Genomic DNA, 18,859 nt, shown 5'->3' on the forward strand with positions numbered 1-18,859 from the left:
CTACAGAAAAACCGGGCGCGCCCTATCTACTCTTTCTTTCCATCACGAAGTGGCCTTCGCGACCGGCGACGTAGATAGCTCCCCCTACTATCATACCTACAAGCGGAATAGACGTACCGCTCATCCAGCTCATGCTGACAAGAGAAAGCACGACTAGGGTGCCCCCTACCGTAGCAACATGACGCCAAGCTGTAGCCTGAATGCTGTACGTATCCTCCTCGCTCATAGGAATTATATGAGAACGGACCATCCAAAACATATCGAAGGATAGCTTTGCGGACCCAACCATGACAATAACCGTTGCTATACTCAGCAACGCCAACACTATACCGTATAGGGCAGACACCCACTTCTCCTTTCGATAGTAGGACGGTACCTTTATATTGTATCACAATTTTATTTTTTTGTCGAGTCTATGACCTCGTCAGCCAGCCCATACTTCACTGCCGCCTCAGCACTCATCCAAAAATCTCGCTCCATATCAGCTTTAATCTTGTCTAGCTCTTGACCAGTGTTTTCTGACATGATTGTCGCCAACCTCTCCTTGATCTCGAGAGCCTCACGCAAGCTGATCTCTTGATCCGTCACTTTACCTTGAGTGCCACTTGACGGCTGGTGGATCATCACACGTGCATTTGGCAAAACAAACCGCTTACCCTTAGCGCCAGCACTAAGCAAAAATGCTCCCATACTAGCCTGCAAGCCGATCCCGATCGTCTGCACATCAGGCTTGATGTACTGCATAGTGTCGTAGATCGCAAGCCCATCATAGACACTCCCGCCCGGGCTGTTGATGTAGAGTTGAATATCCTTGTCAGGATCTTCATTCGCCAGATGAAGCAGCTGTGCCACAACGACATTTGCCGTCTGCTCATTTACTCCTTCGCCGAGAAAAATAATCCTATCTTCTAAAAGTCGTGAATAGATGTCGTACCCTCTCTCACCGTCACGAGTGCGAACGATAACATTTGGGACGAGGTAATTGCTAGGTTTTGTCATATCATTAGTTTAGATAATAAATTAGCACTCGTCAAGTCGGAGTGCTAATTTTATTTTTACTTACAGCTGAAGCTACTTGGTGTTGAGCTTCACTAGCTCGTCTACCGTCTTTTCGGTGATCAGGCGGTTAGCGACTTCTCGCTGAACCTCAGGTTCCTCGAATCGCTTGGCCATCTCGGGATTATTAGCATACTGTTTACGATACGTATTCAGATGATCGGCTAGCTCATCTGCTGTCGCCTCAATCTTTAGCACCTTTGACAGCTCCGAAAGCACCAGACCAGCCTTGATACGGTTGTCAGCCGCTTCGTTTGCCTCAGCCTTCACCCAGGCGTCGCGGTCTTTGTAGCCCTTTTGCTCCCAGTACTGCTTGATCGAAAGACCCTGATACATCAGATTCTGCATCAGATCCTGCTCGATTGACCTAACCTGATCCTCACGAAGCACCGCCGGTACAGCTACATTACTTTTGGCAACCAGCTGTTTGACCAAACTATCTTTTAGCTCGTCGCTTGCCTCACGCTTTTTTTGTGCCTCTAGCTCGCGTTTAATGTCTGCCGTCAGCTCACTCATCGATGTAAATGGACCAGTCTTGGCAGCAAATTCATCGTTTAGTTCTGGCAGTACCTTTTCATTGATCTTTTTGACTGTCGTCTCAAATACCACCTTTTTGCCCTTTAGGTCAGGCGCGTGATAATCTTTTGGAAATGTCAGTTCGATATCTTTTTTGTCGCCCGCCTTTAGTCCGACAATTGCCTCTTCAAAGCCTGGGATAAACGAACCAGAGCCCAGTTCAAGTGGATAATCATTACCCGTACCGCCAGGAAAAGCCTCACCGTCTTTTTTGCCAACAAAATTAATCACCGCCTCGTCACCCAATTTAGCCGCGCGCTTGACTTCTTTTTTCTCAGCCATACTCTTGCGAATTCGCTCGACCACCTCATCGACATCTTTTTTAGCAACCGAAATCTTCTTTTCTGTCGCTTTTAGCTTCTTGTAATCGCCAAGTTTGACCTTTGGCAGCACATCGGCCTCGGCCGTAAACTCAAGTGACTCACCAGGCACGAATTTCTTGACCTCCACCTCTGGGCGCTCAAGCGCCTGAAGCTTATTTTCGATGAAACTCTCAGCAACCGCACGGCTCAACGCATTCTCGAGAGTCTCCTGGGCCAGCGCATTTGGATCGACATTCTTTTTCACCACCTCAAGTGGCACATGGCCCTTGCGAAATCCATTTACCTTGACAGTTTTCGATAGTTTCTTTAGGGCAACCTGTTCAGCTGCTTTTAGTTCGGTCGCTTCGACCTTGATCGTCGCTCGGACACGTGTGTCGGATAGATATTTGACTGTAGTGTTCATATGTGTTCATTGTAACACACCGCCCGTTAGCTTGCTACCACTTATAGGCTCACAGTTGTCGCGATCTGCATATTGTAAGTTGAGCGGAAGTAGTCGGCCGTCCCCGCGCCGCTATACGGCAGGGTCGTAAAGCACCGCTCATGCTCTTTTTTGAAATGCTCCCTATCCTTCTCGTCTGGATCCTCGAGTGAAGTCATGACGATAAATTTTCGTCCAGCTGGATCGCTCGTACACGAATGAACCATGAATAACGACGGTTTAGAGGTAACTTTTGACAAGTTCGAGAAAAAATCTTTTGGTAAATACTCTAATTTCACCATGACATCACCGATCGTACACGACGACGAGTAAACGCCCGCATCTTGCCACCCTTCGACACGATTATTCATCGGGTTTGCACAGTTTTGGGTAGTCGCATCATATGTCGTCCCGCTACCGCCATACGGCAAGGCACCTTTATGCCCCGAGCTCCAGAGCATAATAGCGTCGGCAAATTTATCAAGTCCATCACGCATATGCGTATCACGTGCTTGCACCTGCGTGTTCAGGTAGATTGTCGCCGTTACGATCGCCAAAATAGCAACAACCGCCACAACGATAAGTAATTCCACGATCGTAAATCCTCTGCGTATACGCGATTTCATATGTTTACTATCGCAAAAAGCTTATGCTGGGTCAAGGACTACGCCGATAGATCAGAAATATCAAATTCATCATCACCACGTGACTGATGCCCCCGATAGTCAGACACTGTCGTCACGATTCGCTCAAAACTCAGCTTCTTTTCTTCGTTTGTGGCGATATTTTTCAACGTATAGACCTCGGCTGACAGTTCCTCATCACCGACAAACATCAGATACGGGATCTGTTTTTTGAGGGCTGTTTTTAGCTGTTTATCAATCTTTCTCCCCGTGAAGTCAAGCTCGACATTTACACCCTCATTCCTGAGAGCTCTCGCAACTTTCTGCGCGCCACGCAGATTGTCACCGATTACGATCATATAGATGTCTGTGGTACTGCTAAACGACGGCACAAGATCATGCGTCGTCAAAAATAACTCCATCATCGACAGCCCAGGTGCAAACCCAACCGCACTCACAGGTTCGCCACCAAACAGCCCGACTAGCCCGTCATATCGCCCTCCACCAAACAATGCCCGAGTGTTCTCCGGATGCGTGTCAAAAAACTCAAACACCGTACCAGTATAATAATCAAGCCCTCGCATCAGCGTGATATCAAAAATCGCATTTTTTATACCCGCGCGCTCAAGATACGTAAACAACTCTTGAACTTCGCGAACCGCCTCACTATCACGGATCTCTTCTGGCAAATCAGCCATAGTTTTTGCCGCCACCAGCCGAGCGAGCTTTTGTAAGCCCCGTTTTGCCGCTCCATTGCCAAATATCTCGATCGCTTGATCACGAAACGCCTCTGGTGCAATTTTGTTCTTGCGATCAAACAGCCGAATCATCAACTGCGCCTGTACCGCATCAAGCTCTAGATACTGCGCCATCATGAAATTAATTATCCGCCGATTGTTGATCCGAATCGTATACATCTCATCATCAGCCCCAAATGCCTTCATGATATCGGCACCCATCGATATAATCTCTGCTTCTGCCATCGCACCATCGATACCAAACAAATCACAGTTCAACTGCCAAAACTCGCGTTCACGTCCGCGTTGTGGTCGCTCATAGCGCATAAACTGACCTATGCTATACCACCGTGCTGGCATCGGAATCTCCTGCTGACGACCTGCTATCATCCGACTGACACTCGGTGTCATCTCAGGACGAATTGCCACCCGACGCTCACCTCGGTCAACGAAGCTATAAGTCTGCTCACTCACCAGCTCTTGTCCGCTTTTTGCCTCATAGACATCTATCGGCTCGATCAGTGGCGCATCGTACGCCTCGTATCCGTAACGCCTCACCACCCGTCGCCAGGTACGAAAAATATATTCCCTAAGTCGCATTGACTCAGGATACCAATCACGCGCACCCTTATAAGACTCGGTAGACAATGACGCCATAATAGATATTATTTTTGCATGTTTTAGTATAAATAGCAAGCATAAGCATAATTTCTATCACTATCTCAAAAAACAAAAAACACCCATCTACGGGTGCAAAAAAAGAGTGAGTGCCCCCAGATATAGACTTCTGTCATATCTGGGGGCAGGTTACCCACTACTTACGATACCGGCGCCGAGGGCTCAGCGCTGCCTGGACTTCGACGTAGCACTGGCGCGCCGCTTCCACGGCCAACTGCGCTGGCCGGCGAGCCGGGCTAGGCTTTGAGAAAGACGCCAGCTTGGCCTCTGCCTTCATCAGGTCCTCCAGAAAGATCGACCTGATCAACTCTCTGACCTTCTCCCCTTCGCGCGAGCGGAGGGCCCTCAGCATCCATGGCTTACTTTCCCTCTCCTCAATAGCCTGTTCCCAGGCTTCCTTGGGGTGGTCCTTGGCCCAGACCAAGAACCTCCCCATCTCTGCAGCATGTGCGTTGGGGTTGCTGCGGTGAATAGCAGTCTTCTTGGCCATGATGGCCTCCTTCCGCCCCTCATTAGGGGCTGCTAGTGGGTAACTTTGTTAATGTGCCAACCAGTGAGCTGTCGCTCTAACTGATTGGATGTTCTAATATTAGCATATGTATTATATTTTGTCAATACTTTTTGACATATTTATCATAAAAAAGCAATCTTACCTCTGTAAGAGCGTTATCCTGTCGGAGCGATATGGTTTCGCCTGACCCACTCATACATGGCGACTCCTCCCGCGACACCAACATTTAGACTACGCGTACTACCAAATTGCTCGATCGCTACTATCAGATCGGCTCTGTCTAACAGCTCTGGTCGTATACCTAGACTTTCTGCTCCAAATATCAGCACCACATCACTAGGTAACGACGCCTGTTGCAATGGAATCGAGCCTGGGACATTGTCAACCGCAACCACCGTCTTTTGCCCTATCTCCTCAAAAAATGCCTCAACAGTCGGGTGATACACTACATGCAGGTACTTATCCGTCATCATCGCTCCGCGCTTATTCCACTGCCTACGACCGATGATATGTATCGTCCTCACGCCAAATGCATTGGCACTTCGAACAATCGTCCCCATATTGAAGTCTCGCTCTACGTTATCTATAGCAACCTCAAGCGACACCCCGTGCCTGTCGAGATCAGCGACAATCTCTTCCATGGGCTTACCCTTGTATTTATCGACAACATTGCGTGTATCTTGCATATACCTTGGAATTATACAGCACCTTGATTAGATGCGACCAAAAGACCCCTGTTCTATCACCACACATATTTAATTTACTTGCTTTTCGTCCTTTTGGACTCATCAGCATAACTACACAGTTATGGAAGCAACCATGACAAACAGATGGGATAGGAATAGTTTTTTTTCACAGCTACATAGAGCCACAACAACCGAACCCACACCTCATCTGCTCGTCATGTCTGCACTAGACTAGATGTTAAAGCCTTTCATGGCATGGAGCATATCTGTCTTACTGGCATACCCTCGTGCTAGTATTGCGGCGGTCCATTCGTGCGTAGCGATCCACGCCGTATCTTTGTGCAACTTCACAAGCTCCACAAAGACTACGGCCGCAAGATCTGGGTCTTCATCGTAGTATTTAATAGCCTCATCTGCCGACCAACGAAGGTGATCATCGCCGGTCTCAAATCCAGGAGACTCCGGCAGGTCTGCCAGATTCAAATCTGGCTCCACTTTTTCAGTTCTAAACTCCCGCACCATAAAAAGTGCGGCAGCACCTTCGTAACTTCGGCTTGAGACACCCTCCCGCGTATCGTACAGGGCGCTCATTAGATTTGTCATGTGAATCATGCGTGCGTACGATGAGCTCACCTCATTCGATTTACGCAGCTTTTCCACGATGTGTCGCGCGACACCAACGCCGCCATTTCGACAGTCGTACAGCCTCGGATCGAAGCTGTCTCCCGTCAGGTCAACCTTGATCGGCCTGCCGTACACATAATCGAATTTAAGGCTTCCTTTCCTTTGGTCGATATAATTTTGGGCGCTAGCTGTGTCCATTACCGCCGGACCAGTTATAGCCTCTACAAACCCTACGCCCACGGGTGCAGATGCATTATACAAAGCAGCAAGCACGCTCGCCTTCGAAAGCTCGCCAATCGACACCATGGCAGCAGTACTCATTTTTTAACTTTCTCCCCGTCTTTGGCGGTATTGCCATCACCAAGGGACGTGCGTATTCCTATAACACACAAGACGAGGTTTTATTTCTCTAATGTAACTACAGAAGTAAAATCTCGCCTCGTGTCATCCGTTTGTCAATCAACACTCTCGGAGAAGCCTCACGAAAGATGTCTTTTACTGTAAAATATTCTTGCCATAAAGTCAACCACACACTCATTGTCTATCTAACAAATAACCACCCTATGGTGAGGATGGTTATTTCAAAGCCTAATCTGGTGCGGATGAGAGGACTTGAACCTCCACGCCATTGCTGGCACTAGCACCTGAAGCTAGCGCGTCTACCAATTCCGCCACATCCGCATAAATTGCATCAAAAATATCACGCAATCATCAGTAATTATATCAGGTTAATCAGCCTTGCGCTATACAAAAACCTCTAGAGACCGAATCGCGCCAGTTGTCCACCCTCGTGGTCTTTACGCAACATACTAGCTAGTGTCCTGACATTCGCCGGTTGCTTCACCCCAGGATTTAGCGTACCCAAGGGGTCAAAAACCGCCCGTACCGCCTGATGCATCTCAACCACTCGTTCATCGAGCTGAGTATAAATTGCGTGAGTCTTGAGACGACCCTCGCCACCTTCGGCGACCATTGTTCCACCGTGCACATAAACTAGTTTGGTCAGGTCGTCAAGCAGTTTAAACACTTTTTGTTTGTCAGCAACCCTATGAAGCGAAAGTGTCGGGTGGATGGAGAATATATTCGTAGTCATGTGCCCAGAGAGCGGAAGTTTGATATGCTCACTACGCTCAAAATCAGCAAGCGACTTCATAAACTCATCTAGTCGGGCCATCGATACCGAAAACCCTGAAAACAAGGCCGGCCCAGCGGTATCTATGTGGTCTGGAAGCGATGTGTAGTGTGCTACATCAAGCGCCGCAATCAGCTCATCTGTCGACTCGTCGTCAGCAACAGTCAACTTAATTTCTTGATTATTTGCATACAGCTTCTTGAGTTTTTTTAGCGCTTTTTCTCGATGTCGGCTATTGAAATCATCAAATCCAATAATCACAACGCTTGCTGGCTTAAACGAGTCCGACGCTTCTTTATAAAAACCATAGGTTCGCCCGGCTGCAGAAGCCGTTTCAAACAATGTCGCATCAAAATACTCGAGAAAAGCTGGATTTAAGCGCACTAAATCATCAATCGCATCACGTGCCGCATTAGCATTCGCAAAAACAAGTCCCGCCACCGCAATATGAGAACTACGAAAATCCGCCCGCATAATCATCTCGCTTATGACACCTAGTGTGCCCTGCGAACCAACAAACAGCGGTGTCAAATCGAAACTACCATCTCTTTGCTTGACATCAGCAACGGCACTATAGCCTACAGCGTCATTCTCGCGTAACTGATCGAGCACATCGGCATACTCCTCTATAACACCATCCACCCCACGATAAATATCACCCTCAAAGCCCTGAAGACCTTTGCGACGATTTAGCTCTTTTTTGCTGATTCGCCCCGTCTGAATCACATCACCATTGGCGAGTACCACCTCGAGCTGATCAATCGCCTGGGCAATCGGGCCATATTTACCGGCGTACATACCAGATACGGCACTAGCGATTGCTCCGCCTACCGTACCGTATGGATACGAGCCTACCAGCGACATAACAGCCGTACCGTGTAGTGCCAGGGCACTATTTAATGCGCTCACCGTTGCCCCAGGTTGCAGACGAACCAACTTTTGTCTAGCATCATACTCAAATATCCTGTTCATATGGGCCGGCATTACCATGACCACACCCTTACCAATTGCCGCACCCGTACTGTCCGTACCCGCACCACGAACCGTCACCGGCAGAGTGTGACCTTTTTCGGCAAGCTGCCAAGCGAACCGTGTTACCTTACGGATATCATTGGTTGTTCGGGGATAAATCACCAGCTCTGGCTTAACCGTTAGCACACCCGTATCGCTTGCGAGTGCCGAGCGAACATCGCCCCTCGTGCTGACCTCGCCAGTAATATGCCCTCTCAAGTAAGCCGCAACTTTACTCATAATCCCCTCTTTGTTAGCATTTGCTCTATATTTTAGCATAAGCGTGCGGTATTTTCATCCGCCTGGCATTCTGCTATAATGAGCCAGTATCGATTTTGCGGATGTGGTGAAATTGGTATACACGTATGCCTTAGGAGCATATGCCTTCGGGCGTGGAGGTTCAAGTCCTCTCATCCGCACCAAAATAATTAGCTGAGCGCTCGCTCGGCTTTTTGTTTATTTTGATATATAGGCTAGCGTATTTTTGACAGAGGCGAGTGGTAGTTTTTGGAGCGTAAATTCACAAGATAGCGTAATATAGAGTTATGAAAGAGTTAGCGAAAAAGCATTGGCGAAAAATTACTGCTGGACTCATCGCTTTAGCAATCATAGTTGCTATCGTCGCAATCTACTGGCAACCAATCACAGCGTTCTTTGGTGATCATGCTCGTATCAAAGGTGCAGTTGAGCGCGCTGGCATTTGGGGTCCACTGGTATTTATCGCTATCCAATTTTTGCAAATTGTATTCGCACCAATTCCTGGACAAGTAGCGGGTGTTATCGCTGGTAGTCTATTTGGCCCATGGCTAGGCACTCTCTACTCGCTAGTGGGCTCGGTGCTAGGGTGTTTTCTTGTCTTTACGCTCTCTCGAAAACTCGGTCGTCCATTTGTCGAACGGTTTGTCGATAAAAAACACCTCAAAAAGTTTGATCGCCTGACCAAAAATGCCGGTCCGATGGTGTTTTTCCTCATATTCTTGCTACCAGGCTTTCCTGACGATATCATCTGCTACCTCGCCGGACTAAGCGCAATCCCGATTCGCACGCTAGTGATCATCACCATTCTAGGTCGTGCACCAGGCTATATTTTGTCAGGTTTTTTGGGTGCTGGGATTGGTGAGGCCAACACCTCACTAATAGTTTCGGTAGTCGTTCTGCTAGTCATAGGAGCGGCGATCGCCTACTGGCAACGTGACACCATCAAACAGTGGGCACGACAGTTTACTCGTGAAGATGAGTCAGACGATACTTAACCTACTCAGAAATGAAAAAATCCCAAAAACGGGATAAATTTATCTAATTACTATAAGTACCTCTAGTTTTTCGGTAGTATTACTTTGGTTAATAAAATGAATATGACAAGCAGGCTTTTAGGAAAAAGACACGCAAGCTCGCATGTCATGCGCCCACCTGTCATATTCATAAAATTACGTAATCGGATATTCATAATCCGCTTTTAGGGGCGGAGTTTTTAGTGCCCAGTACGATCCGGGTGTTCCGTACACCCGTTTGCGCCAGAACTCTTGATCACCAGGCTCGGGAGCGTACTTGCCCGATACTAGGGTCAATTTACCTGTATCCCGATCTGGCAATTCTGTCGTGACGTGATAACGGAATCTTTCAAGACTCTGACCACACGCCAAAAACAACTCCCATACCTCCAGACCAGACCATCCTTTCGCATCAAGAATGCGAATCTCATCCAGGGCATCTAGGCTGGATAGAGACCACTTGGTAAGCAAATCAAGAGTTTTAATCCAACCTTGGCCGACCTGAACAAAAAGCTCCGCTAAAGAAAGTGGCGAATCGTTGTACGACATGTATTTCCTTCTCCTCATCTAGGCCAAGTGCCTGTATTACTACTGGTCAGTCGCCCTGATGGCGGAGACACAAGATGAGGCCTTGCCTCTCGCTACCTCCGCAAAAAGCAAAGTCTCATCTCGTAATGCCCGCTTGTCAATCAACCCCTCTTCAAATAGTATTCAAAAAGGTCATCTTATTGTATCATCTTCTTAAGTATATGTCAATCTAGACTTTCTATATAAACAAAAAATCTCAGGCATCCCTGAGCAATAAAACCATGCGTTACAGATTTTAGACCGACACTTGCTTACTCTCGGCGGAAAGAAGTGAGGGTAGCATTTCCATAACTACGATTGTCCACCACAACAATGCTGTTTTCTAGATTTGGTCCCTCACCTCTTCCTGTGTGAGATAATACCATAAGCCCCTTTGGTTTGAGAAGCCCAAAAAGCCTACTGACTGTGGATAACTGCAGATCGTGGTATGGCGGATCGGCCAAAATTATGTCATACATTTCAGGTTCTGCTGTTTCCAGCCAATTATTTACAGTAGTACGAATAATTTCTGATTCATTTTCAGTACCTAGCGATAACACATTTTTCTGTAAAATTTTTTGCGCAATTTTGTCGCGTTCAACGAAGGTAACAAATGATGCGCCACGGCTCAACGCCTCGAGTCCAACAGAGCCGGTACCAGCAAATGCATCAAGTACGCGAGCACCCCTAATCTCTTCACCGATACGATTAAACATCGCGTTACGGATTCGCTCACCCATCGGCTTGGTGCGAGAATTAGAAAAATCTGGCGCATCAATCTTGCGTCCACCGTATTTTCCAGCTATGACCCGAATCTGGGTCACAATCCAGCCTCACGATACGCCGTATACCATGCGTATGAAACGACATCACAGATGCGTGGAATCAGCACCTGACGAGTCTGTCTGGCGAGCTTTGCCGACCAGCCATATTTCCAAAACGTTTCGTACATATTTAATGCAAAGATTTCGTGCATCGCATCGAGAAAAACCTGCTCTAAGCCCTTTTCGTCGGCTTGCTTCAGCCACTTGAGGCTTGGTTCTGAATTCGGGAATCTCGTCGTTTTAATACTAGTCGCAACCCCAAGCTCAAACAATCCATGTGTCAAGAAAACGCCTTTTGCACCCCAATACTCCCAGTTCTTGCTGATTGTATCACGTCGGTTTACGCCTATAATGACATTTTTCTCACGAATCGACAAACGCTCTTCTTTTGGCTTACCCCAAAGTTCCTCAATCTTGTCGCCAAGCGGATAGTGATGTGCTGGCGTCAAGCCGTCTGTGATTGCATGAGCCAACCAAGCCGCCTCAAAGGCCGCCCTCTGTTGGTTTCGCGCCCGCAACGCCTCGACAAGGTTGTAATGATGGTCCCAAATCATCGTAATCAGCTCGCGGTCGTCTGGGTTAGTGGGATCAATATAGTGCCACGGCTCGTCAACACTCGGGCTCTTTCGCTTGATGCCATCTGGGCCGTTATTTCCCTCAAAGTGGAGAATTTCCTCGATGCCAGGAAAGCCTGGACCGACACCGGGAAATGTCTTGAGATTACGTCGTGCGATCCGATCAATTTTTTGGTGAACACCGATAAAATCACCGGACCTTCGGTTCATCGTCGTGCCTGCATACATGCGACCATTATACCATTTAGTTAATTAAGTGTTGTCAGGCGCTGGTAGTACTGGACGCGACTATTTGTCGTCTTGTATCTAGCGACCTCTTCGGGAGACTTAACGAAACGCTTTACAGCATTTTGGGCGCGGGCGATCAGAGCCGTATCAGCCAATGTCGCAATCTGGAGATTGAGCACACCATGCTGCATCCGCCCATAGATCTCACCTGGCCCACGAAGCTTCATATCCACCTCAGCCAAATAAAATCCATCGTCTGACTTTTCGATCTCACGAATTCGTTCCGAGGGCTTATTTGACGAACTCATCACCAGGTAACAATAGCTCTGATGACCGCCTCGACCAACCCGACCACGCAGTTGGTGCAACTGAGACAGACCGAAACGATCAGCGTTTTCGACAATCATCGTCGTCGCGTTTGGTACATCTACGCCCACCTCTACGACTGTTGTACTGACCAGAATGTCATATTTCCTAGCCTTGAAGTCCTGCATGATGGTCTCTTTTTCGGCTGGTTTCATCTTGCCGTGTAATAATCCTATCTGGCGATGACCAAATATCGTTTGCTTGAGGCGTTGGTGCTCAGCGGTAACGCTTTTGGTGTCGTTTTCTGGATTGTCATCTATCAAACTGCAAACAACATACGCTTGCCGACCATTCGCGATCTCAGCGTCGACCCGTTCATACATCTTTGGTACGCCAACAGGAGTAACTATCTCTGTTTTAATTGGCATACGCCCTTTTGGACGCTCGTTCAAAATACTCAAATCAAGCTCACCGTAAACCGTAAGCGCCAGACTACGCGGAATCGGCGTCGCCGTCATCGCCAAAAGATGTGGCATCAGTCCGTCAGCACCCGACTTTGCTAATAATTTTTGCCGTTGATCGACACCAAATCGATGTTGCTCATCAATTACGACAAAGCCTAGTTTCTTAAAACTAACCTTGTCCTGAATCACGGCATGCGTGCCAACCACCACGTCAACCTCACCGTTTGCAATTTGCTCATACAGAGCCTGACGTGCCTTGCCTTTGAGACTACCGACCAATAAACCAACCCTAACACCAAACGGAGCCAGAAGCTTATCAAGTGTCTCGGCATGTTGTGAAGCTAGAATCTCCGTCGGCGCCATCAGCGCTGTCTGAAAACCATGGCTCGCCGCCTGGCGCGCCGCCAGTCCTGCAACAACCGTCTTGCCGCTTCCCACATCGCCCTGAAGTAGACGGTTCATCGGTATTTTGCGTTCGAAGTCCTGCAATATATCCCACGCCGCTCGTCGCTGAGCACCCGTTAATTCAAACGGCAGATTCGATACAAACTGCTTGACTACAGACTGCTCAAACGGTATGTGATAGCCCTCGAGCTGTTGATTTTCGAGTTTGTTTAGCCGGCTGGCTAGCAATAACTCAAACAACTCCTCAAACGCTAGACGATCACGCGCCCGTTGAACCTCCTCGGTAGTTTTTGGAAAATGCATCGCGCTAATCGCCTCGGCGCGACCCATCAAACCCTCAGCTCGCACGATAGATGCCGGTAAAGTTTCTGGCAAAACTGACATCAAGGGACGTAGATTTTCGACCACCTTGCGAACAGTGACCGACTTCAAACCGTGAATCGAATGATACACAGGCATCAATCGCTCTGCCTGCACTGGCATATCTTTGGCTATTTCTGCAGTTGGGTTAGTCAATTGATAACGACCGTAATTGTACTCAAACTCACCTGAGAAATAAAACTCATCATCTGACCCGCCAAGCTGTTGTGTACGATACGGCTGATTAAACCAGATCGCATTGAGCTTACCGCTATCATCGGCCAGCACTGCCGTTGTCAGACGAAGCCCTCGTCGAACTGGGCGCGTCGATATACTTTCACAGCGCGCTCGGATCGTGACTTTGCCCGGCTTTAGATCTGCGATCGGCGCTAGACCCGTAAAATCATCATGACGACGTGGTAAAAATGTGATGATATCACCAACCGTTTCGAGTCCTGCGGTCCTTAGTTGCATGGCAATCTTTGGCCCAACGCCCTTGACTTGCTCTAGTGGTGTTTTGAGATTCATTATTAGCTATTATATCTCGATTGTCGCGCGTTGGTGTCTATCAAAATAAATCCGCACCGATTGAACAGTGCGGATCTGCGTTGTGCGATCGACGACTTACTCTGTAACGCCCAACACTCCCTCGAGAGCGTAAGCAGTTGACTCCCAGCCCTCAACGGCAATACTATCGATGCCCATCGCTTTGACTGGATAATCGTTACCACCTTCGTTTAGCTTGTCACCAAAGAACAGAATCTCGTCTTTGCTAATATCAAGCGCATCGATCAGCTTGCGCATCCCATATGCTTTATCTACACCAGGAAGCGTAATGTCCGTACTGGTCGTACCGCCAATTCGCACCTCTAGATCAGGCAACAGTTCAGCAACCTTATCACGATAAACTGGTCGAACATCCTTGAACTTCTCTGCCCAGGCATACTTATCCTCTGGCGTCGCCTGTTGACCCAGCGCGCTCATCGTGATCTGACTATGACGATCTTCGATGATTTCTCCTGCTGGATTATCACACCAGATACCCATCTCCTTTGCGACCGTCTCTAGCACGCCAATAATCTTCTCTTTTTGCTCTTTCGACAGATCTTCTGCGTATTGAAGCGTCCACTTATGATTTAGCTCGTCGTAGCGATAGTAGCGCGTACCACAGGTCGGCATGAGATGAAGCTTACCAAGCAAGTGTTCAGGAACCTCCAGTCGACTCACGACCTGCTTCTCGATTTGCTCGAAACGACCACCAGTAATAATACAAACATCGTATTTCTCGACCAATCGACTCAATAGACCACTCATACGGTCAGAAATCTCTGATTTTGTGACTGCTAGCGTATCATCTAGGTCAAATGCTATAACTTTTTTCATAATTTCCTCCTTAATATCAATATCGTTATCGTACCAAAACGAAATTATTTTTACCTTTTTTGACCAGGCTCCCCTCTGTTATCATCACGTCATCGGCAATTTTCTGACCGTTAATAGAAATGGCGTTATTTGCGATCAAACGCTTCGCTTCGCCGTTACTCGCTACTAGTCCACTTGCGGTCAGAGTATCGATAACACTATTTCCAACTGGAGCAGTCGGGATCTCCGCACCAAGCGCATCAAGATCGGCGTCCTTTAGGGTTGCAAATGCATCACCACCAAAAAGTACCGCTGTCACCCGCTCGACACATTCACGACGCTCACGACCGTGAATCAGGTCTGTCACTTCTCGGGCCAGAGTTTTCTGCAATAGGCGAATACCAGGATTCTCGCGATGGTCGGCGATTGTTTTTTCAACTGTAGCACGATCAAGTAGCGTATAAATCTTAATCATATCCTCGCTCGTTTCATCATCGAGGTTCAGCCAAAATTGGTAGAACTTATATGGACTCGTCTTGGCCGGATCAAGCCAGACCGCACCACCCTCAGACTTGCCAAATTTCACGCCTGTCTGCTTGTTTATCACAAGAGGCGCCGTATAGACGTGGGCCTCCGCCCCCTCGAGGCGACGAATCAGACTAACGCCGGTGATACTATTACCCCACTGATCGGCGCCGGCGACCTGAAGAGTTGCTCCTTTTTCGCGATAAAGATGGAGGAAGTCATACCCCTGAATAAGCGCATAGCTAAACTCAGCATAGCTAATCCCGGCACCACCCTCACCGATACGAGACTGAACAAACTCACGGTCTAACATTTGCGTCAGGCTAACGTGCTTACCAATTTCACGCAGGAACTGCATATAACCAATGTCACAAAACCAGTCGTAGTTATTGACAATCTCGAAATTCTTGCCAGCAAATATTGTCTCGTACTGCTTAGAGAGGCCTTGGACATTTTTCTCGACTTCTTCGACGGTTTTGAGGTCTCGCTCCTGTTTTTTGCCGTCTGGATCACCTATCAAACCAGTTGCACCGCCAACAAGAAGAATCGGCTTGTAGCCATAATCAATAAAATGACGCACCATCATAGCGGCAGCGAGATTGCCGATCGTCATACTGTCTGCGCTAGGGTCAACACCCCAATAGAACGTCCGCGTCTCATTGTCTAATTCTTTGATATCGGCAAACGTGTACTGGTTGACGAAACCACGCCACGTAAGCTCCTCACTCAGTGTCATGCTGAACGCTCCTTTCTTTGTTACTAGTGTTATCCTAGCACAATACCACTAGCCTCGCCAAAAAAATAGTGATATTATGGAGAGTAATATTGCTTATGGGAAAGTAGTGACGTGGTCAAGCCAAATAAACCGACACGTAAGGTCAGCGTGTATTCAAACCTCGCGACAAAACATCGCACCAAGAAAGACGCAAAAGCTCGCAAAAAAGCCGAATACCTAGCAACTCTGCCGAAGCATCCGCTGAAGCGCTTTCTTTATCGTATGCACCCGAAACGCTTGGCTAAGTATTGGTTTTCGAAACAGGGAGCGATCACCCTACTCAAGATTATCGGGGCGTTTGTAGTTATTCTCATTCTCATTACACTAGCTTTATTTGCCTACTTTAGAAAAGATCTTGACCAGATCAATCCGAATACACTCGCCCAACGCGTGAAATCCACCGTCACCAAATATTACGACCGCAACGATAAACTCCTCTGGGAAGATAAAGGCACAGGCAACTACACACTTGTTGTCGAGCCAAAAAATATCTCTCCGTGTATGGGCAAAGCTACCATCGCTATCGAGGATAAAGATTTCTACAACCACGGTGGCGTCAGCTTCTCTGGTATCCTTCGCGCATTTATCTCGAACTCTCAAGGAAATGCCGTCCAAGGTGGTTCAACCCTAACCCAGCAGCTCGTCAAAAAAGTATTCTTCACACAAGAAGAGGCATCTGAGCGTGGTATTCGGGGTATTCCGCGCAAAATCAAGGAAATGATTCTCGCTATCGAAGTTGAACGCATGTACACCAAAGATCAGATTCTCGGCCTCTACCTAAACGAATCACCCTACGGTGGCCGACGAAATGGCGTAGAGTCAGCCGCTCAAACATATTTTGGTAAGTCCTCAAAAGACCTCAACCTCTCTGAGTGCGCCCTCCTAGCCGCTATTCCAAATAACCCATCAGTTTACAATCCATACAATATCGAGGGACACAAAGCGCTGGTCGCGCGCCAGCACAAAGTGCTCGACATGATGGTTGACATGAATTACATCACAAAAGAGGAAGCCGAAAAAGCTAAAAAAGTCGCGATTATCGATCAAGTCAAGCCACTTGCCGACCAACTAGCCGATATCAAAGCGCCACATTTTGTACTAATGGTGAGGGATCAGCTAGAAAAATCACTCGGCAAAACTATTGTCGGTGAAGGTGGACTAACTGTTAAAACAACTCTGGATTACGACATTCAAACCGAACTCGAAAAAAACATGTCTGCCATGTTCTCTGGCGGGATGACTGACCGCAACTGTAGCTACACAAACTGCGCAACATATGCCGGATTCTCAAACGGAGCAGCCGCGATCGAAGATACCAAATCTGGACAGCTAATCGCACTAGTAGGCAGCCGCGACTACAATCACCCAGGTTACGGCCAAGATAATGCCGCTACAGGATTTATCCAGCCAGGCTCGTCGATCAAGCCGCTAGTCTATGCCCAGCTATTCCAGAATCAAGGTAGCGGTAAACAAAATTATGGTAGCGGGTCGATTCTCGCCGACAGCACAACAACTTTTCCGACAGCACCAGGCTGGAAACCTCAGAATGCCGACGGCAAGTTCCAGGGCAATATAAATATTCGTCTCGCTCTTGACCGTTCGCGTAACATTCCAGCCATCAAGGCCATGGCGGTAAATGAGCAGAACAACCCTGGTAGCACCTGGAAAACAATCCGCGACCTCGGCGACAAGTACTACTGCACCCAAGGAGCCGACGCACAGGCTGGGCTATCTAGTGCTATCGGTGGATGCGGAACTCGTCTCGTCGATCACGTCAATGCCATTGCTAGCCTCGGTCGGCAAGGCGCTCACACCCCACAGTCAACCATCCTAAAGGTTACGAATGGCAATGGACAGACGCTAAAAGAATATAAAGCCGAAAGGAAGCAGGTTATTGATCCGCAGGCCGCCTACATAGTCAGTGACATCCTAGGTGATGGCTCGGCGCGCGCTGGACTAGGTTGGAATCAAGATTACATGCTACGTATGAACGCTCTCGGCGCTAGAGTTGCCGTCAAGACTGGCACCAGTAACGGTCAGGTTGGCGAAAAGGTTGTTCCAAAAGACCTCTGGACCGTAGGATATACACCATCAATTGCTATGGCAGTCTGGCTCGGTAACCCAGACACGACCCCACTGACCAGAGGAAACTCGCTCATCCCCGCCCTGCTCCTTGATCGCACTATGGCGACGGTAACACAAAAATACGTTGAACAGGGAAAGGCAAAATATAGCGATTGGTATGAGGCGCCATCAGGTATCCAGCGGATTGGCAAAGAGGCCTTCCCATCCTATTACAACAAGGCGGCAAGCACCTCAAACATCAAGATGACATTTGACCGTGTATCTAAGAAAAAAGCCACCAACTGTACTCCAGACGGCGCTAAGGTCGAAATTGGTGTCAATAAATCTGTCGACCCAATTACCAACAAGGACATTCTAATCGCCGAAGATGGCTATGATGCGACAAAAGACGATGACGTACACGAGTGCGGCGACGTACAGCCAACCGCCCTGATCAGTACTAGTGGATCGAGCGTCACAATCGCCTACACCCACGGACGACACCCCCTACAGACAGTCGAGGTTCGCTCGGGCGACAAACTTATCCTCAGTCGCCAAGTATCAAACGACGGTACGTACAAACTGAGCTCTCAAGAACTCCAGTCGGCTGGATCTGGCCCACTCACCCTGACAGTCACTGATACCGCATACTACACTGCTACTCATACGGTAAATTACGGCAGGTGATACAGTCTGGTCTTACTAAAAACAATATAGCCTCTAGCGAGGCTATATTGTTTTTAGTAACTGCTGAA

The 18,859-nt window shown here is 48.1% G+C and carries 17 protein-coding genes and 2 tRNA genes; 3 read left to right on the forward strand and 16 right to left on the reverse strand.

What is annotated here, in order from left to right:
* Positions 1–22: 22 nt before the first annotated feature.
* The 10 genes from GWK75_02595 to GWK75_02640 all read right to left on the reverse strand — a co-directional run bounded on the left by GWK75_02595 (position 23) and on the right by GWK75_02640 (position 8,618).
* Positions 23–226 (reverse strand): hypothetical protein, encoded by a 204-nt coding sequence (locus GWK75_02595; protein ID QHU91332.1) that lies wholly within the window; start codon positions 224–226, stop codon positions 23–25.
* 170 nt (positions 227–396) lie between these two features.
* Positions 397–999 (reverse strand): ATP-dependent Clp protease proteolytic subunit, encoded by a 603-nt coding sequence (locus tag GWK75_02600; GenBank protein QHU91333.1) that lies wholly within the window; start codon positions 997–999, stop codon positions 397–399.
* A 72-nt stretch (positions 1,000–1,071) separates the two neighbouring features.
* A complete protein-coding gene (tig, locus tag GWK75_02605) occupies positions 1,072–2,358 on the reverse strand; it encodes a trigger factor (GenBank protein ID QHU91334.1) in 1,287 nt (428 codons plus the stop codon).
* A gap of 41 nt (positions 2,359–2,399) precedes the next feature.
* Entirely contained in the window at positions 2,400–3,002 is a 603-nt protein-coding gene (locus GWK75_02610; GenBank protein ID QHU91335.1) for a prepilin-type N-terminal cleavage/methylation domain-containing protein, read from the reverse strand.
* 38 nt (positions 3,003–3,040) lie between these two features.
* The gene (locus GWK75_02615; GenBank protein QHU91336.1) at positions 3,041–4,393 is read right to left on the reverse strand and encodes a histidine--tRNA ligase; all 1,353 of its coding nucleotides are present in this window, start codon (positions 4,391–4,393) and stop codon (positions 3,041–3,043) included.
* A gap of 157 nt (positions 4,394–4,550) precedes the next feature.
* The gene (locus tag GWK75_02620; protein ID QHU91337.1) at positions 4,551–4,904 is read right to left on the reverse strand and encodes a hypothetical protein; all 354 of its coding nucleotides are present in this window, start codon (positions 4,902–4,904) and stop codon (positions 4,551–4,553) included.
* Positions 4,905–5,080: 176 nt separating this feature from the next.
* Positions 5,081–5,611 (reverse strand): TrmH family RNA methyltransferase, encoded by a 531-nt coding sequence (locus GWK75_02625; GenBank protein ID QHU91338.1) that lies wholly within the window; start codon positions 5,609–5,611, stop codon positions 5,081–5,083.
* A gap of 231 nt (positions 5,612–5,842) precedes the next feature.
* The gene (locus GWK75_02630) at positions 5,843–6,556 is read right to left on the reverse strand and encodes a hypothetical protein (protein ID QHU91339.1); all 714 of its coding nucleotides are present in this window, start codon (positions 6,554–6,556) and stop codon (positions 5,843–5,845) included.
* Positions 6,557–6,829: 273 nt separating this feature from the next.
* A tRNA-Leu gene (locus GWK75_02635) sits at positions 6,830–6,916 on the reverse strand.
* Positions 6,917–6,992: 76 nt separating this feature from the next.
* Positions 6,993–8,618, reverse strand: coding sequence for an FAD-binding protein (locus GWK75_02640; GenBank protein ID QHU91340.1), 1,626 nt, complete (start codon positions 8,616–8,618; stop codon positions 6,993–6,995).
* A gap of 97 nt (positions 8,619–8,715) precedes the next feature.
* Between GWK75_02640 and GWK75_02645 the strand changes: the two genes are divergently transcribed.
* Together GWK75_02645 and GWK75_02650 are read left to right on the forward strand one after the other, a co-directional pair.
* Positions 8,716–8,800: transfer RNA gene (locus GWK75_02645), tRNA-Leu, on the forward strand.
* Positions 8,801–8,923: 123 nt separating this feature from the next.
* Complete coding sequence (locus GWK75_02650; protein ID QHU91341.1) at positions 8,924–9,631, forward strand: TVP38/TMEM64 family protein; 708 nt, start codon at positions 8,924–8,926, stop codon at positions 9,629–9,631.
* A gap of 174 nt (positions 9,632–9,805) precedes the next feature.
* Here GWK75_02650 and GWK75_02655 read toward each other — a convergent pair whose 3' ends face one another.
* From GWK75_02655 to GWK75_02680, 6 genes are all read right to left on the reverse strand, one after another.
* Positions 9,806–10,198, reverse strand: coding sequence for a hypothetical protein (locus GWK75_02655; GenBank protein QHU91342.1), 393 nt, complete (start codon positions 10,196–10,198; stop codon positions 9,806–9,808).
* A gap of 290 nt (positions 10,199–10,488) precedes the next feature.
* Positions 10,489–11,040, reverse strand: a complete 552-nt coding sequence (gene rsmD / locus GWK75_02660; GenBank protein ID QHU91343.1) for a 16S rRNA (guanine(966)-N(2))-methyltransferase RsmD — start codon at positions 11,038–11,040, stop codon at positions 10,489–10,491.
* Positions 11,037–11,843, reverse strand: coding sequence for a hypothetical protein (locus GWK75_02665; GenBank protein QHU91344.1), 807 nt, complete (start codon positions 11,841–11,843; stop codon positions 11,037–11,039). Before GWK75_02665 ends, rsmD begins: the two co-directional genes overlap by 4 nt.
* A gap of 20 nt (positions 11,844–11,863) precedes the next feature.
* Positions 11,864–13,906: an ATP-dependent DNA helicase RecG gene (gene recG / locus GWK75_02670; GenBank protein QHU91345.1), complete on the reverse strand. Its 2,043-nt coding sequence runs from the start codon at positions 13,904–13,906 to the stop codon at positions 11,864–11,866.
* Between the two features lie 96 nt (positions 13,907–14,002).
* The gene (locus GWK75_02675; GenBank protein ID QHU91346.1) at positions 14,003–14,761 is read right to left on the reverse strand and encodes an HAD-IIB family hydrolase; all 759 of its coding nucleotides are present in this window, start codon (positions 14,759–14,761) and stop codon (positions 14,003–14,005) included.
* A gap of 25 nt (positions 14,762–14,786) precedes the next feature.
* Positions 14,787–16,001 carry a tyrosine--tRNA ligase gene (locus tag GWK75_02680; protein ID QHU91347.1) on the reverse strand — a complete coding sequence of 405 codons (1,215 nt, stop codon included), beginning with the start codon at positions 15,999–16,001 and terminating at the stop codon, positions 14,787–14,789.
* 111 nt (positions 16,002–16,112) lie between these two features.
* Here GWK75_02680 and GWK75_02685 point away from each other — a divergent pair, with 111 nt between their 5' ends.
* Entirely contained in the window at positions 16,113–18,791 is a 2,679-nt protein-coding gene (locus GWK75_02685) for a hypothetical protein (GenBank protein QHU91348.1), read from the forward strand.
* Positions 18,792–18,859 lie beyond the last annotated feature (68 nt).

The organism is Candidatus Saccharibacteria bacterium oral taxon 955 (assembly GCA_010202265.1).
Classification (GTDB): domain Bacteria; phylum Patescibacteriota; class Saccharimonadia; order Saccharimonadales; family Saccharimonadaceae; genus Saccharimonas.

What these genes read in the sequence shown, in the direction of transcription:
- GWK75_02595 (QHU91332.1), bottom strand. Translation starts at nt 226, where the DNA reads ATGAGCGAGGAGGATACGTACAGCATTCAGGCTACAGCTTGGCGTCAT.
- GWK75_02600 (QHU91333.1), bottom strand. Translation starts at nt 999, where the DNA reads ATGACAAAACCTAGCAATTACCTCGTCCCAAATGTTATCGTTCGCACT.
- tig (QHU91334.1), bottom strand. Translation starts at nt 2,358, where the DNA reads ATGAACACTACAGTCAAATATCTATCCGACACACGTGTCCGAGCGACG.
- GWK75_02610 (QHU91335.1), bottom strand. Translation starts at nt 3,002, where the DNA reads ATGAAATCGCGTATACGCAGAGGATTTACGATCGTGGAATTACTTATC.
- GWK75_02615 (QHU91336.1), bottom strand. Translation starts at nt 4,393, where the DNA reads ATGGCGTCATTGTCTACCGAGTCTTATAAGGGTGCGCGTGATTGGTAT.
- GWK75_02620 (QHU91337.1), bottom strand. Translation starts at nt 4,904, where the DNA reads ATGGCCAAGAAGACTGCTATTCACCGCAGCAACCCCAACGCACATGCT.
- GWK75_02625 (QHU91338.1), bottom strand. Translation starts at nt 5,611, where the DNA reads ATGCAAGATACACGCAATGTTGTCGATAAATACAAGGGTAAGCCCATG.
- GWK75_02630 (QHU91339.1), bottom strand. Translation starts at nt 6,556, where the DNA reads ATGAGTACTGCTGCCATGGTGTCGATTGGCGAGCTTTCGAAGGCGAGC.
- GWK75_02640 (QHU91340.1), bottom strand. Translation starts at nt 8,618, where the DNA reads ATGAGTAAAGTTGCGGCTTACTTGAGAGGGCATATTACTGGCGAGGTC.
- GWK75_02650 (QHU91341.1), top strand. Translation starts at nt 8,924, where the DNA reads ATGAAAGAGTTAGCGAAAAAGCATTGGCGAAAAATTACTGCTGGACTC.
- GWK75_02655 (QHU91342.1), bottom strand. Translation starts at nt 10,198, where the DNA reads ATGTCGTACAACGATTCGCCACTTTCTTTAGCGGAGCTTTTTGTTCAG.
- GWK75_02665 (QHU91344.1), bottom strand. Translation starts at nt 11,843, where the DNA reads ATGTATGCAGGCACGACGATGAACCGAAGGTCCGGTGATTTTATCGGT.
- recG (QHU91345.1), bottom strand. Translation starts at nt 13,906, where the DNA reads ATGAATCTCAAAACACCACTAGAGCAAGTCAAGGGCGTTGGGCCAAAG.
- GWK75_02675 (QHU91346.1), bottom strand. Translation starts at nt 14,761, where the DNA reads ATGAAAAAAGTTATAGCATTTGACCTAGATGATACGCTAGCAGTCACA.
- GWK75_02680 (QHU91347.1), bottom strand. Translation starts at nt 16,001, where the DNA reads ATGACACTGAGTGAGGAGCTTACGTGGCGTGGTTTCGTCAACCAGTAC.